Source organism: Mycolicibacterium sediminis (genome assembly GCF_010731735.1).
Taxonomy (GTDB): Bacteria; Actinomycetota; Actinomycetes; order Mycobacteriales; family Mycobacteriaceae; genus Mycobacterium; species Mycobacterium sediminis.
The window spans coordinates 2,936,349-2,952,773 of the sequence record NZ_AP022588.1; the positions used below are offsets into that span (position 1 = coordinate 2,936,349).

The following is a 16,425-nucleotide window of genomic DNA, read 5'->3' on the forward strand; positions in this document are numbered from 1 at the left end:
CCCCGCCGAACTGTCAACGCCAAGCCAGGAGGACCCACGATGACGACCCCGGTGACTCCATGGTGGAAGGCGCTCAAGATCCGTCAGGAGATCCTGTCGACATCGGGACAAATCGACGACGTTCAGATGTCATTGTTCGCCGCAGTCCACGGTGCAGGCGCCACGCGGCCGCCTTACGCAGACGCCGGCTATTACGGCGACATCACCCACCCCACTGAGCGTTTGGTGGATCTCCTCACCGAGATCGCCATCCGCATCGGCGGCGGCGACGACTACTTGAAGGCCCGCGCGGTCACCCGTCTCGATCAGGGCATGGGCGGTGGCAAGTCCCACGCGTGCATCGGGGCGTTCCATCTGGCCGCGCACCCTGACGCCCTACTGGGCACGGAGTTGGGCAAGCAAGTGGCCGCGCGGGCGAAGGCCAAGACCGGTCGACCGCTGGCCCAGGATCTGCGCGGTCCGCACGTCGTGGTGCTGCCGTGCGACAACATGACGCCGGGGGCCTCGGTCCAGGAGTACGACGGGCCGGCGGTCAACCTCTACGAACGGTTTCTGTGGCGGCTGTTCTCGAAGGATTACTCGCTTTTCGAGCGGTATCAACCGTTTTGGAGTGACAAACACAAGATCGCCGAAGCGATCCGGGCGGTGAACCGGCCGGTTCTGATCATCGTGGACGAGGTGCTCGACTACATCGGCAACGGGCTGGACGGCGCCAACAAACCTGACCTCGCTGCGCAGGACATCGCGTTCCTGCGGGCGCTCCTCGATGTCGTCAACGACGTTCCCAACGTGGCGATGCTGATGGTGATGATCGCCTCCGACGCCGACCAGACCGCCCTGTCGAAGGCCGCCCAGGAACGTCGCGACGACCTCAACCGTCTATTGGAACGCAACGGCTTCCCCGCAACGGTCACCGAGGTGGGCGACTTCGCCGACATCCTGAGGCGGCGCCTGTTCGACTCGGAGCCAGCCGCTGAGGTGGTGGCAGCCACCGCAGCGCAGTACGAAGCTGTGTTCGCCGACAAGGGGTGGAGCAAGAACGTCTGGGACACCATCGGGGCCACCTGGCGCGACCGCTGGACCGAGGAAGTCGCCGCCTGCTACCCATTTCATCCGATGCTGATGTCGCTAGCCAAAGACGAGTGGAGCAAGGTCACCGGCTTCCAGCGCGTGCGATCGACGATCCGGATCTTCGCCGCGACCGTCTACGCGCAGCAGGAGCGCGGCAAGGCCGGCGAATGGGTGCCCACCCTCATTGGTCCCGGTGACTTCCCACTGGCCGATTCCGCAGTGCGCGAGGCGATCCTGGGGAGCGGGCTTGTCGAGGATGAACGCACGATCGCCAACTATCGCAGCCTCGCCGAAATCGAGGTCGTCAACCATGCCGGCGACAGCGGCACCGCCCGGCGCCAGGACCTCAATCGCGAGGAGCTGTTGTGGAGTGAAGCGAACCCGCGCGCCGCTGAGCGCGCCGCCACCTTCATCTTCATGGCCAGCATCGTCGGAACCCTTCGACCAGGCAGGGGCCGAGGCGCCAGCGCACCGGAAGTCAAAGCGGCCACCAACATTCCGAACGTTGCCTACACGATCACCGACGCCGACGCGGTGGTCGCAGAACTCGTCGACGTCGACCGCGGACTCAGCGCACTCGACATCATCCCCGGCCAAGGCAACAACAAGCCGGCGCGCTACTTCCTCTCGACCCGGCTCACGCATCGGATGCTGGTCAACAACATTCGCCGCACCATCACCGAGTCTGAGCGTGACGCCGTACTCGTCGATTTCGCACAGCGGCTCGCCAGTACCGGCCCGTTCCGTGAACTCAGATTCGTCGCCGCCGACGCCACACGCACCCCAGCCGAAGTGCTGTCCACTGCTGGCCTGGACACCGCCTTCACCACGCGCCTGGTTGTGCTGGATCCAGCCCAGTTTAGTCTCCGCAATGGCGCCGAGGCCGCCACCTTGGGGGCGTTGCACGCGGCCACCGGGTTAGGCCAGGGGCCAGAGCAGTTGCCGGTGCAGTGGGCTAGCAGCGCGGTGTTCGCCGTGGTAAACACTCAGCGACGCGGCCTCGCGCGCAGTGTGGCCGCCGAGTACCTGGCTCGAAGCAAGGCGCTAGCAGCCCCCGAGGTACAGGCCGACGACGAGTTGAAAGCGACTGGCACCAAGGAACTTGCCGCGGCGAAGGAACAACTTGAGAAGGCATTGAAACGGGCTTATCAGCACGTCGCATACGTCGCCCAACCAGACCCCGACGGCGAGCGGTACCTTGACCAACTCACTTTCGATGACGACACCCTCACCGCTCTCAACGGCACCATCGTGTGGAAGGGACTCGCAGATCGGGACAAGGTGTTCGACGCCGGCCAGTTCGGCTCCCACGCCCTGATGCACAACCTGCGCGAGCAGGACTACGGCAAGACGCTGTCCGACATCCGCGCCGCGTTTTACAGCGCTCCGCGTCTGCCGCTGCTCTACGAGAGCGACCGTGACCTCCAGCAGGCCATATACGACGCGGTGAGCCAGGGGCTGTTGCGGATCGTTGATGCGGCCAGCACCGCGGTCGAAGTGACCACACCTGGTCAGGTGAACCTGACGAGTACAGCGCTAAGAATCGCCGCACCCAGTCCTACACCCGCCTCCGAAGGCGACGGCGTCCCTGCCCATGGCGGCCAGGGGGAGGCCGACACTAGAGGCTTAGGAACGACAACAGCAGCGACCGGCACGACTCGCGGTGGTGCGGCGGCTACGGCAGCCGGCACCGGGTCGAGTGCCGGTGCGGCCGTAGGCGGCGGTGGTCAGGCCACTCCGGCGGCTTCCGCCGATCGACAGGTGGCGTTCTCGTTCACCAGTAACCTGCTGGCGGGCGCCGAAACGTCCGACGGATTCGCCGCCCTCTTCCGAGCGTTCTACATGGCGCTCGACGAGCGCCAGATCAGCTATCTACAGGGCACGCTGCAACTCGTCGCCGACTCCTCGGTCGTCGACCAGATCAAGCCGATACTGGCCGAACTGGGCATCACGGCGACAATCAAGGAGATCTGAGGCGCAGGGCCTCGCGCTGACGCGCGCCTCGGAACCATGCTTAGAAAGGGATGACAGCTGTGGCTCACCTAATCCCTGAGGCGCTCCCGACAACCGCCGACATGTCCGAACGGCTCGTCTTCGAGGCTTTCAGCCAGCTGGGGGAGACTTGGACCGTCATGTGGGATGTGCCCGTCGGACAGTTCGGACGACCGAAGGCCGGCCTCAGACAAATCGATTTCCTTCTCCTCAACGACCACCTCGGAGTGCTGATCGTGGAGGTAAAGGGTGGCGCCGTCAAGGCAGAGGAGGGGGAGTGGTTCACCCAGCCTCGCGGTTCGACGAAATGGAAGAAGCTCCAACAGTCTCCGTTCAAGCAGGCGGCCGACCAGCGCTACACGCTCCAGCGATACCTTACCAACCACCTGCACATCGACAGGCGCTCCTTCGCCCATGCAGTCGCTCTTCCCGCCACCAAGGTCGACGGCTCGCTGGGCCCAGATGCGCCACGGGAACTGATCCTCGACGTCACCGATCTTCGTCATCCAGCTGCGGCACTCCGCCGCGTACGCGAGCACTGGGGAGAATGTCCGGCGTTGTCGGCCGGCGCCGTCGAGGCGATCGTTGCGAAGTTGAGGCCGTCCTTCACCATGACCGTCGTCGCGGCAGCGTCTGCCGCGGAAGCGGCCGAGGGCATCGAGCGCGAGACGCGGCGCCAGACCGAGATGGTGGAAAGCCAAGTCCGCGCTTACAAGGCGCTGCTTTCCTCGGATCGTGTTGTTGTGCTCGGCGGCGCGGGAACGGGCAAGACGGTCATCGCGGCGAAGCTTGCACGCCAACTGAGCTCCACCGGCAGCCGAACTTTGCTGCTGTGCCACCGCGCAGGCGTGCACGCCTTTCTTTCGAACCTTCTTGGTCAGCGGTCTCCGCAACGCGCCTTCGATGGCGACTCCGACCAGGCCCTGCACGTCAGCGCATGGTCCCGGCTGGTGAACGGCGTTGCGGCCCGACTTGGCGGGTCGTCGATCAGCGCAGCATCATCCAATCTCGCCGACTGGCTTCTGGAGTACCGAGACAGCCTTGCGGAGCCCTTCGACGCGTTGGTCATCGACGAAGGCCAAGAGTTTACGCACGACCAGATCGAGGCACTGTCGTGGCTGCTCAAGGATCCCGACCGCAGTCCGCTCTACATCTTCGCAGATCCCTTCCAGCACAGCGGAATCTTCACCACCAGTACCACGGACCGGCGGAACAAGAACGTCACGTATCAGTGGATGCCACCTATCGGGGCATCGCCGGTGATGCTAACGACGAATTGCCGAAACAGCAGCCAGATAGCCGAGGTAGCAGCGCGGTTTTATCCCGACACCACCCCCACGCCGATCGTCGATGGCCCAGCTCCCACCTTCCACACAGTGGAGGGGACACGGGTGCTCGCGGAGACATTCCAGCTAGTGAAGCGCCTGCTGGAGCGCGACGGATTCCAGGCCAACCAGTTACTGGTCGTGCCGATCGACGCGGAGCGTCGCGACGTCGAGCAGGCTGCCAAGAAGGCTGGCATCTCCGTGGTCGCAATTGATCAAGTCCATCGCTTTCCGCTGACTCCCAAAGATCTTCGGGTTGCGTGGGGTAACGCCGATGACGTGCAAGGATTGGAGGCCGACGTCGCGGTGGTTGCGTACCGGCACCGCCAGGACGCGGATGTGGACGAATTGATGCGCTGGCTACCGCGAGAGATCTACATCGCCACCTCTCGCGGCCGGACCACGCTGCACTTCGTCACCGACCTCGAGGAGACCGACGTGTTGGCGATGGGCGCCAAACACGCCTCCGCGCAGGAGGACCGGGCCTCAGAGATCGAGAAGGCGGCCAGCGATGGCAACCCTTGACTGGACGATCACGTTCGTCGGGACGGGATCACTCTTCGGTGCGCCGCACCGGGCCTTTCCCTCGACGCTGATCACTACGTCCAACTTCGCGTACCTGGTCGACTGTGGGGACGGGACTGTGTCACGACTTCGGCAAATCGACAAAGTCAACATCGATCTCGTCGTCATCACCGAGATCGGCAGTTCCGAGATGGGCGGCGTGCTCACCCTCGGCGAGACGAGTCGGCGATCCACGCGCCGACCGCTGCCCATCGTTGGACCACCGGGACTATTGGCAGCGCTGGAAAGCTTGGCGGTTCTCTCTCACTTCTCGACGGCCGAGATGTTCGACGTCACCGAGGCAGAGCCCAACACAGTCCTACACGAACACCACCAGCAATACCTCGAAGCGGTCCCCGTCGCGGTCAACACCAACGAGATCGCATATGCCTACATGCTCTTCGAGACGCCGAAGGTGGGACGGGTAGATGCGGAGAAGGCTGCCCGGCTCGGCATCAAGGGGGCGGACTTCTCGGCCCTGGTAAGGGGCGAGTCGGTGCGCGGTGTGCGGCCGAAGGACGTCATTGGACCGCCCCGCCCCGGACGCCGTGTGGTCATCGCGGGACGGGGCCGTCCGACCCAAGAGCTGCGCGCAGCACTCCAGAACAGTGACGTCGCCATTCTGAGCGCCCCCTTCACCGACGACCGGCTCGAAGTCGCAGAGGACACTGGCTATCTCACGGGATGGGAAGCCGCCAAACTCGCCCGCGACGAGAACGTCCGTCTGTGCGCTCTGCAACGCCTGGGCCCGTTCTCGCCACCCTGGTATCAACTGCAGGAGGCTGGGCAGTTCTTCGACCGTTTGGTGGGGCCCGAGGACGGCAGCATCATCCGCGTACCCCTGCCCGAGAACGGCCGACCGCAGTTTCGGAGGGCCGTGGCGCCATCACGCCGTAGACAGGACGGCGCACGCTAAATGCTCTGTGAAAGTGACGGGAAGACCCGCGATCAAAGTGAGGTCGGGGGTGGTGACACGGACTTCGCCGAAAGCCAGCGTGCTGGCGAACTGCGGTCGATTCGGCTGCACATCCGCGACGGCTTGCACAAGCAGGCCCTAAAGCAGCTTGACGAACGGGGCGCAGCGCAAGAGCTCGTGCGCCAGCAGTACACCCACCGCTACCCGTTCGAGCTCCTCCAGAACGCAGATGACGCAGCGCGTGATAGTGGCAAGCGCGGAAGGGCCCGGTTCGTCCTTACCCAGACTGCCCTGCTCGTCGCCGACAACGGAACCGGCTTCGGCGACGAGCAGGTGGCCGCGATCTGCTCGCTCGGGCGCTCGTCCAAGGGGCCGGGCAAGTCGATCGGTCACAAGGGACTTGGCTTCAAGTCCGTCGGCGAAGTCACCACACGCCCACAGATCGTGTCGCCACACACCAAGTTCCAGTTCGATGCCGACCGACTTCGAAATGACTTGGAAGCAGAATTTGGAGCCCTTTCTCCTAAGCAGCGGCTTCCGGTTTACGCGTTTCCCTATCCGATTGAGCCCGACGACCTTGGCGATGATGCTGCTGCGGTGTCCGCGTTGCAGGAAGACGGATACACCACCATCATCCGACTTCCCTTCCAGGACAGCGTCACTCGCGAGGACGTCGCCGATAATCTACTCGCCAACCTGAATCCTCGACTCTTGCTGTTCCTGCCGTTCATCGACCACTTGGAGGTGCGTGGCACCGACCGTGACTTCTGGGCGGACGTCGCTCGCGAGCCCGGCGACGATGTCGATCGCGTGCTCATGATGACCGGCGACGGTTCGGAGGAGTGGCTCGTCTATCGAGGGTCAACCACGCCCGACCCGTCAGCGCTAAAGGCGTTGGGTGACGAATGGGCCGAACTCACTGAGGCTAGGTTCGCGGTCGCCGTGCCCCTCGACCCTAACGAGGCGCGTGCACTTCCGCGCACAGACGAGACGTTTCCTCTGCACGTCTACTTCCCAACAGAGGAACTGCCTGGCCTGCACGTCGCCGTGCATGCCGAATGGGTGCTGACCATGGACCGGCGGCGCATCTCGTCGACGCCGGAGGCCACCCTGTTCAACGAGCAACTCATGGAGGCGGTCGCTGAGTTCGCCGCCTCGACGGTATCCGTCGACCTGGTGAATCGCTGCGATCGCTCGCTCGAAAGTATTCGGCCGTTGGTGCCGGGGCAGGTCACCGACGTAGACGGTGCAGCCAAAACCCTTGGTGAGCATTGGCGCAGGTATCTAGCCTCGGTGGCGTTCCTCCCGCTCGCCGACGACGAGTCGCTGTGCACGCCGGCCGAGGTCGTCTTGCTGCCCGACTCCATTCCCGATTACGAGGAGGCCCAGCGATACTTCGCGTTGCCTGCCGAGCATACGCTGCGGGCAGACGTCGAAAGCGACCAACAAATCAGGCATTTCCTGTTGACGTCAGCCGATGTCGACACGATGACGGACGAGGATCTTCTCTCTCACCTCGGAGAGTTGAACGCTGCCGCAGCGCCCGACTTCTACTCGTTCCTGATCAACTGGCGAAGCGCGAACTACTTCTTGGTCGACAAGCTCAAGGCCGTGCCATGCGTCCTCACCACGGGCGGTCAATTCCTCGCTCCTGCAGAGCATTCGATCTTTTTTCCGCGCCACGATGAGTCGGTGCCAGACGACATTCCGGTGCCGATTGCCGCGCTGACAGATTTGACTGGCGTGGACCGTCTGCTGAGGGACCTCGACGTACGGAGCTTCGAGTGGCGCGACCTCATTCGCGATTACCTAATTAAGATCCTCGCTGACCCCGACGCGCCCGAGAACGAGCGAGCAAGGGCAATGGGAGGGTTACGCGCCTACCAGGCGGCCCGCCGCGACCCCGAGGAGGTGGGCCCCGCCAACCTGGGGCGTGTGCTAATCCTAGCGACGAGCGTCGACGGTGCCCGCACTGCGCTTCGGCGGGCGGACCGGGTGTACTTCGGCCGAGACTGGACGCGCACGGACGACCTCGAGCGCATCTATGGAAGTTTCGGCCAGTCGGAGTTTCTTGCGGTTGCCGCGCCGGCCGATCCGACCACGCGAGATAAAGAACGAGACTTCTACCGAATGCTTGGGGTCGTCGACCATCCGCGACTCATTTCGTCCGGTAGCGCTTCGCTACGTCTCGATGCGGGAAACAACCCACACCGCAGGACGAGCGTCGCCCTCTACAACGAATGGCTGCAGGCAGTCGGTGCCAGAGGCTGTCAGCAGGACCACGACAGTACACACCAGCGACTCACTCTCAACTTTCACGTGGACAGGTTGGAAGCGATCGTCGCTGCCCAAGACCCCCACATCAACCTCGTGCTCTGGAACCAATTGGCGCGCAACTGGAGCAAGATATACGAGGACGCGATGGTCGCTCAGCTTCGATGCGATCACCGATTCCACAGCGGCGATCGCGTTCGGTCCACCGAGTCGCTTTTCGCCTACACCTTGCAGTCTCGCCCATGGGTGCCCGTGGCCATCGACAACAGCGCGCACGTGGCGCTTCCGCACGAAGCATGGTACGAGACCTCACCACCGCCAGCGAGGATCCGTTCGCGAATACCGCTCATCAGTCGGCAGATGCACGATATGCGGGGCGGCCCCGCGCTAGTGAATGAACTGGGCCTTATCGACACGAGCCGACCCACCGTCGATGATCTCCTGCACCTTCTGGAGGGCGTCGCCGCAGAAGCCGATGACATCGGTGCGACGAATCAGGCGGTCGAGGCTGCGGCGAGGTGGATACAACGCGGGATCGATGACATGCTCGGAGCAGACACCGATCCACACCCGTGCCCGAATGACGTGCGAGTGTTGGCGATCTACAACAATATTACGGTTTTCGCAAGCCAGCCGCCGTACGCCGACGACACGCTCTTGCGAGACACCTGGCAGCGGATCGAGCCAATTCTGCTTGCCGACAACGACAGTGGACGCCTGAAAAGATTCCTCGGCCTGACTAGGCTTGACAGTGAGGTCGAAGTTTTCCCGTCGCCGCTCAACATCCGGCGCGACCAACTCCTAGCTGGGGTCGTTCGACGCATCGACGACGCTAAGCCGTACATCGTGGCGGTCATCGGCTCCGAGAACTCACGAATGCAGCCGAGCGCGGCGCAGGCGCTACGCCACCTCCAAGTGATCGTGTGTGAGCACCTCGTACTCCAGTACCGACACAGCGGCAAGGTCGTGGAGCGAACCGATGCCACCTGCTTCATTGCGACATCAGAATCAGAGCATCGCCAGTCGACCGGCACTGCGTACATTGAAGTCGATCGCGATGCCGCACAACCCGATTGGTTCGCACTGGGCAGTCAGCTCGCTCAGCATCTCGGCGTGGGTGGCCATGCTGACGCGGTGACGATGTTGTTGAAGCTAGATGCTGATGATCGAGACCGGATGATGGCGAACCGGAACATTACGGTCGAGGCTTTGGAACGAGCGCGTAAACGTCTAGATATGCCGGCCGATGACGAACGGCCCTCGGCCAGCATCCTCGATGGGTACCTGGCACGACCACAGCACGACTTGACCCGGGAGTCATACGCAACGGTGCCGTCACCGGCGATGCAGTCCGACGCGTTGCCCGTCGCAGGCGATGCGGCGCCCCGTGACGCATCGGCGGATTCCCCTTCGCCAGCGGCCGAGGGCGCCGGTCAACCTCCCGACGTCGATTTCGCCTCCGTCACGGTCTCCGACGCGATTCCATCGATTGTTGCGGCTCCCCACGACGGGCACAACAACCGGATGCCGTCCATAGTTCTCGGAGCCACGTCGTCTGCGCCATCGGTTGCGACTGAATCCGAGAAACGCCGTGTGGGACGGCGGGGGGAGGGCATCGTCTTCCGCATGGAGCGCGACCGGGTGGAGGCGCGCGGGTCGAACCCCGATATCGTCGTGTGGCAATCGCGAGAGGACGAACTCGCCCCCGTCGACATTCTGAGTGTCGACGAACAGGGCGAGATCATTTATATCGAGGTTAAGTCAACGGTCGTCTCCGACCCAACCGAACCTTTCTACATTTCCGACGCTGAACTGGTAGCGGCAGGTTTTCACGGCAGCCGTTACTACATCTACCGCGTGACGGATGTCGACAGCGCAAGTCCACGGATCACTCGCTGGCGGAACCCAATTGAACTCATCAACAACGGCCTTGGCCGACTCCTCCTTGGGACGGCACAGATGAAGCTAGGTCTCGAACTCCCCTCTGGTGGCGGCTGAGCAGCCCGCCCCTAGCGGCGTCCCACAGATGATCATGGTCGCGGCCTGCTCGAGCAGATTGCCCAGCTAGCATCGGTATGCGCCGAACCCAGATGGGCCAGGGTCGCCCCCGACCCGCGTCCTTGCGGGCGACCTGCACAGCGACCGCACTGGAGGCAGCGTGATCGCGCTCATTGGAAATCCACAGTTGTCATCGCTGAAATTCCTTACCTGTGCGCAGGTCGGTGACAGTGTTAGGTGGTGGTTCGCCTTATGGTTGTGGCTGCGTGGTGGTCGCGGAGGCGGTAGGACTCGCCGTCGAGGTTGATGAGGTTAAGGGCCAGTGGATGTGAACGGATTTGTGAACGAAACCGTGCGCAACGCGGGCGACCGCATCGACACGGCGTAACACGCGAGACACCAAATTGCCCTCGACCTGCATGTTCGCGACGTAACGGGAACCGCGCGACCGCAACCGGCCGGCTCATAACCCAGAGGTCGCAGGTTCGAATCCTGTCCCCGCTACTAGATAAAACGGCTCCCGGAGATCTCTCCGGGAGCCGTTTTCATGGCACTTGTGAACGGATTTGTGAACGTCACGTCTCGTGAACGCCGTCCGCGGCGGGATTCGACGACCTACGCTGTCCAGGTAAGCAGAGCCAAGGCACCTTTCTATTGCTTCGTCCCGTTGGCGTCGCGGTCGCCTTAGTGGCACAACCGCGTCGCTACCGCGACGAGTAGTAGTGAGCATCGCGGTCAGCGCGAACTACGGCGGCGATAAGTTTGCTGTCGCTATATGCAACCTCGGCTGGATCGGCTTTACGCTGCCGCCTGGGTTCGGGGAATCCGCACCTCAAATCTCAAAGGGCAAGTGTTCGTTTGTTTATCGGTGGCCGGCGCCGCGATTGCCGCAGTTGCTGTCGGAGGTGCGCAATCCCGTCGCCGTCGCGGTCGCCGGCGGACCAGTAGTCTGCGTCGCCTTCTGGAATGTCCCAGCGGCCATCCTGATGCGCGGCGGCGCAGTTCTGGTACAGCCGGGCTGCGATTGCCGCTGGAGCAGTGTGGCAACCATCCTTGTGTCGCCGCCGTCGCCGTCGCCGTCGCAGATTCCGATTTCGCAGCCGTCCGGCAGATCTGTTGCTAGTCGAGGAACGGCAGCCCCGCCGCGCCGTGAGTGCGTCGACCGCGAATCGAATGGGAACAGGGGCGGACCGCACCCGACGACCCTTGTGTCCTCCAACGCAGCACTGGTCAGCAGGCGGGCCACTCGCAACCGCCGTCATCGACACCTACGACCGTCCATGCCGATTGGCGAAGCGGCGTCGAGGAACTGTCTGCATCGGAGTGGCACGGACACCCACGAGGGAACGAGTCCGATCCGTTGACCGGGACCGAATCCCCCTTCGCCACAGTGCAATCCAGGTCTAAGTTGCTGTCATCGATCGCCGAGCCGTCGAGCAGTCTAGGTGACTGCAGTCTGGCCGGAATTCGTCAGACACCAAGGCGCGCTGGTGGCCCATGGTCCCGTGCGGAAGTTTGTCAGTCGTTCATTGCCTGAAATCTCGGCAGTTCCAAATTCATTGTTGACAACATGTCAAAAACTGAGCACACTTCGTAAAATATGAGCTTGATTACGGACGCGCTGACCATTGCGGCCCGCCCGAACGGATCGTCCACAGGTCTAACTCGTCAGGAAGCGAATCACTAGTGACCGACCAGCCTCCGCCGCGCTCGGCAACCGCCGAGCCGTTGCCGTCATACGAGCGCGGCGCACAGTCACCGCCCCTGTTGGAATCGACGATCGGAGCCGATCTCGCTGCCACTACGTCTGCGTGCGGTGGAAACTACGCGTTGGTCGACGTCGCCTCCGGTCGGCGTTGGACCTACACCGAGTTCCGCACGTCGGTTCGGAGGCTTGCCGCCGGTCTGCTAGCGGCGGGGATCCGCACTGGCGATCGAGTCGGCATCTGGGCGCCCAACGTTCCCGAATGGACGATGACGCAGTACGCGACCGCCGAGATCGGCGCCATCCTGGTCACCATCAACCCGGCCTACCGGGTCCATGAACTCGAACACGTTCTCAATCAGGCCAGTGTGCGCATGGTGATCAGCGCGGCATCCTTCAAGACCTCGGATTACGCCGCCATGCTCGACGAGGTGCGACCTCGATGTGAACACCTCGAAGAGGTCGTCGTGATCGGTGGAGCACGATGGAACGTTCTCGCCGCCAGCACGATCGACGACGTGGACCTGGACGCTGCCGCAGCAGGGCTGTCGAACACCGACCCGATCAACATCCAGTACACCTCGGGAACGACGGGAGCGCCCAAGGGCGCCACGCTGACTCACCGAAACATACTCAACAACGGTTACCTGGTCGGTGAACTTCTCGGCTACACCAATGCAGATCGAATCTGCATACCGGTGCCGTTCTATCACTGCTTCGGCATGGTGATGGGCAATCTCGCGGCAACGAGTCATGGCGCGACGATGGTCATTCCCAGCCCCGGATTCGAACCGGCCGCAGTACTCAATGCCGTTGCTGAGCAACGTTGCACTTCGCTTTACGGAGTGCCCACGATGTTCATCGCCGAACTCGCCGCAGCCACCTTCGACGAGGTCGATCTGAGCAGCCTTCGCACCGGCATCATGGCCGGATCTCCCTGTCCCGCAGAGGTCATGCGCCAGGTGATCGATCGGATGCACATGGGCGAGATCGCGATCTGCTACGGCATGACCGAGACCTCGCCGGTGTCCACCCAAACCCGCGCCGACGATTCGCTGAGCCAGCGCACAACCACCGTCGGACCGGTCGGCCCCCACCTCGAGATCAAGGTCGTCGATCCCGATACGGGGGCGATGGTGCCCCGCGGTGTCAACGGGGAGCTGTGCACGCGTGGCTATTCCGTGATGCTCGGCTACTGGAACCAGCCCGATGAGACCGCCGAGGTCATCGACCCCGACGGCTGGATACACACCGGAGACATCGGTGTGATGGACGCCGACGGGTACGTGGCGATCACCGGCCGCATCAAGGACATGGTGATTCGAGGTGGGGAGAACGTGTACCCGCGTGAGATCGAGGAATTCCTCTACACCCACCCCGACATCCTCGATGCCCAGGTGATCGGAGTTCCCGACGAGCGCTACGGCGAGGAACTCATGGCCTGGATTTGGCTCCGTGCCGGAGTCGCAGCGCTGTCGGAGCACGACATACGCACGTACTGCACCGGAGCGCTCGCCCACTACAAGATCCCGCGCTACGTCCGAATCGTCGAGGAGTTTCCCATGACCGTCACCGGGAAGATTCGCAAGGTGGACATACGCGAACAGTCACGAATCATATTGTCCAAGAGTACGTCTGAATGAATACAAACCCACTGATCCGTCCGCCCGCCGCCTCGGCTGCCACGAAGGGAAACACCACGACATGAAGGCACTGCAGTTCATTGGATCCGGCACACCACTGACTCCGGTCGACCTCCCGGAGCCAACCCCAGGCCCGGGCTGGGTCGTCGTCGACGTGCACGCCGCCGGTTTGTGTCATTCGGACCTGCACATCCTGCATGGCCCCGGGGCGGATTGGGTAGCGAAGAAGCCGATCGTACTCGGGCACGAAGTCGCCGGCACGGTCACCGAAATCGGCGAGGACGTCACCGGTTTCGAGATCGGCGATCGCGTCGGAATCGCCTGCATCGCCCATCCGCTCGAAGCGGGACTGGCCTACGCGCCGGGCCTCGCCGTCGACGGCGGGTACGCCGAGCAGACGCTCGCCCACGCCTCGACACTCGTCCCAATTCCCGACAACGTGTCCTTCGCCCAAGCCGCCATCGCCACCGACTCCGTCGCGACCTCCTATCACGCCGTCCGCACCAGTGCGGGCGTGCAGAGGGGCCAGACGGTGGGCATCATCGGGTTGGGCGGACTTGGCCTGAACGGTGTTCGAGTCGCCCATCTTCAAGGTGCCACGGTATACGGAGTAGACGTCAACCCCTCGACATTCCCCACCGCAAGACAGATGGGGGCGAAGGAATGCTTTTCCTCGATCGCCGATCTGCAGGCTCTTCAGCCCGACGTCATCATCGACTTCGCAGGCGCCGGCTCCACCACCGCAGCTGCCGTCGAGGCGGTCCGGGCCGGTGGACGCGTGGTCGTGATCGGCCTAGAGGCAGGGACCGCCGAGATCAAACTCACGCACATGGTGTTGATGTCGGTCCAACTGCATGGCTCCCTGGGGGCCAGCAAGCAAGACCTCGTCGAGGTCTACGACCTCATCTCCTCCGGAGACCTGGATCCTGCGATCGAGGAGGTCGCCTTCGACGACGTCCCCGACGCGCTGGACCGGCTGCACCGCGGGGAAGTCGCCGGCCGGTTGGTTGCCAACCCGCACCGCTGACCACTACCCGCCTCAATCACACACTGTCCCTGGATGAAAGAACACCCATGACCTTTACCTTGCCCGTGTCCGGAATACCCGTTGACGTCGACTTCGACCCCGCGCAGATTCGTGAGCGCTACGCGGAGGAACGTGCCAAGCGGATGCGCGAGGAGTCCCCGGCCCAATTCCAAGGATTGTCCGACGTCCGTGAACTCGACGGTTCCGCCGACCCGTACACCGACGTCACGGCTCGTGAGCCGCTGGCCGTGGACGTCGAGGTGGCGGTCCTCGGCGGCGGTTTCGGCGGTCTGCTGGCCGGGGCGTACCTGACTCGGGAGGGCGTCACCGACTTCCGCATCGTCGAACAGGGCGGTGACTTCGGCGGAACCTGGTACTGGAATCGCTATCCCGGGGTGCAGTGCGACGTCGAGTCGTACATCTACATGCCGCTTCTGGAGGAGACGGGATACATCCCCACCAAGCGTTATGCAGACGGGGCCGAGATCTTCGAGCACGCCCAACGCATCGGCAGGCACTTCGACCTGTACCGCGCAGCGCTGTTCCACACTGCGGTCACCGCCGTCAACTGGCGGCAGGATCTCGAGCGGTGGGAGGTGCGAACCGACCGCGGCGACACCCTGAGCGCCCGCTTCGTCGTCCGCGCCAATGGGCCGTTGAACAAGCCGCAGCTGCCAAAGGTCAACGGAATCAAGGACTTTCAGGGAACCATCTTCCACACTAGCCGGTGGGACTACGACTACACCGGTGGTGGTCCGGACGGAAACCTCGAAGGGCTCCGGGACAAGCGGGTTGCCATCGTGGGTACAGGCGCCACCGCGGTCCAGGCCGTCCCGTTCGTCGCTGCAGATGCCGAGCAGCTCTTCGTGATTCAGCGGACTCCCAGCAACGTCGGCGTGCGCGGTAACAGGCCGACCGACCCCGAGTGGGCGTCGAGTCTGAAGCCCGGCTGGCAAGGGGAACGCCACCGCAACTTCTTGGCGCACTGCAACGGAGAACGCGCCGAGCAGAATCTCGTCGACGATGTTTGGACCCGGGTGTTCGTCGACATGCCCGGTCAACACCTCGTCGAGGCACCGGTGGACACGCTGGAACTTCACGACCAGATCGTGCTCACCGAGGCCGCCGACATGACGATGATGCAGGAGATCCACCGACGCATCGACTCGGTCGTGTCCGACCCAGCCACCGCCGAGGCCCTCAAACCCTGGTACGGATTCGTCTGCAAGAGGCCATGTTGCAACGACGGCTACCTCGAAGCGTTCAACAATCCGTCGGTGACGCTGGTGTCGGCACCCGGCGGCGTCGATGCCATTACCCCGACCGGGCTGATCGCCAACGGCACGCACTACGAGCTCGACTGCATCGTCTTCGCCACTGGATTCGAAACCGGAAGCGTGTCCTCGGATCGATACGGTTACGACATCGTGGGACGCGACGGACTGTCGCTGCGCGAGCACTTCGCCGACGGGGCCAAGACCCTCCACGGCTTCTTCACCCGCGGATTCCCCAACTTCGTTGAAGTGGGACTCAGCCAGAACGCCTACGTCGTGAACTTCACCTACATGCTCGATCGAAAGGCCCGCCACGCCGCACGGATGATCGCCCACGCCGCCCGGCACGACGTGGGCGTCGTAGAGCCCACCCAAGCCGCTCAGGACGAGTGGGTCGAAGCCACTCGCAACTCCGGCTTGGCGCGGCAGTTCTACCTCGCGGGCTGCACGCCGGGCTACTACAACGGCCAGGGTGACATCGGAAAGGCCTTCTTCAACGACGTCTACACGGGCAGCGAGATCGACTTCTGGGACATGATCGAAAACTGGTGGCAAGAGAAGACATTCGAGGGTTTGGTACTCACCGACCGTCAGATCAGCCAGGTCCCGTAGAGGGGATCGCCCACCGGCTAGAAT

At 63.4% G+C, this 16,425-nt stretch carries 8 protein-coding genes; 7 read left to right on the forward strand and 1 reads right to left on the reverse strand.

Annotated features, from left to right (window positions below):
* Positions 1-39: 39 nt before the first annotated feature.
* The 4 genes from G6N64_RS14060 to G6N64_RS14075 all read left to right on the forward strand — a co-directional run bounded on the left by G6N64_RS14060 (position 40) and on the right by G6N64_RS14075 (position 10,140).
* Positions 40-3,045: a DUF499 family protein gene (locus G6N64_RS14060; protein WP_163797615.1), complete on the forward strand. Its 3,006-nt coding sequence runs from the start codon at positions 40-42 to the stop codon at positions 3,043-3,045.
* Between the two features lie 101 nt (positions 3,046-3,146).
* Positions 3,147-4,913: a nuclease-related domain-containing DEAD/DEAH box helicase gene (locus tag G6N64_RS14065; protein WP_163797616.1), complete on the forward strand. Its 1,767-nt coding sequence runs from the start codon at positions 3,147-3,149 to the stop codon at positions 4,911-4,913.
* Positions 4,900-5,868 carry an MBL fold metallo-hydrolase gene (locus tag G6N64_RS14070; protein ID WP_163797617.1) on the forward strand — a complete coding sequence of 323 codons (969 nt, stop codon included), beginning with the start codon at positions 4,900-4,902 and terminating at the stop codon, positions 5,866-5,868. Before G6N64_RS14065 ends, G6N64_RS14070 begins: the two co-directional genes overlap by 14 nt.
* Positions 5,869-10,140, forward strand: coding sequence for a sacsin N-terminal ATP-binding-like domain-containing protein (locus G6N64_RS14075; protein WP_163797618.1), 4,272 nt, complete (start codon positions 5,869-5,871; stop codon positions 10,138-10,140).
* Positions 10,141-10,979: 839 nt separating this feature from the next.
* Here the strand turns inward: G6N64_RS14075 and G6N64_RS30625 are convergent.
* Positions 10,980-11,402: an excalibur calcium-binding domain-containing protein gene (locus G6N64_RS30625; RefSeq protein ID WP_163801774.1), complete on the reverse strand. Its 423-nt coding sequence runs from the start codon at positions 11,400-11,402 to the stop codon at positions 10,980-10,982.
* Positions 11,403-11,826: 424 nt separating this feature from the next.
* Between G6N64_RS30625 and G6N64_RS14090 the strand changes: the two genes are divergently transcribed.
* The 3 genes from G6N64_RS14090 to G6N64_RS14100 all read left to right on the forward strand — a co-directional run bounded on the left by G6N64_RS14090 (position 11,827) and on the right by G6N64_RS14100 (position 16,401).
* A complete protein-coding gene (locus tag G6N64_RS14090) occupies positions 11,827-13,488 on the forward strand; it encodes an AMP-binding protein (RefSeq protein WP_163797619.1) in 1,662 nt (553 codons plus the stop codon).
* 61 nt (positions 13,489-13,549) lie between these two features.
* Positions 13,550-14,515, forward strand: coding sequence for a zinc-binding dehydrogenase (locus G6N64_RS14095; protein WP_163797620.1), 966 nt, complete (start codon positions 13,550-13,552; stop codon positions 14,513-14,515).
* A 47-nt stretch (positions 14,516-14,562) separates the two neighbouring features.
* Positions 14,563-16,401, forward strand: coding sequence for a flavin-containing monooxygenase (locus G6N64_RS14100; protein WP_163797621.1), 1,839 nt, complete (start codon positions 14,563-14,565; stop codon positions 16,399-16,401).
* The last annotated feature ends 24 nt before the right edge of the window (positions 16,402-16,425 follow it).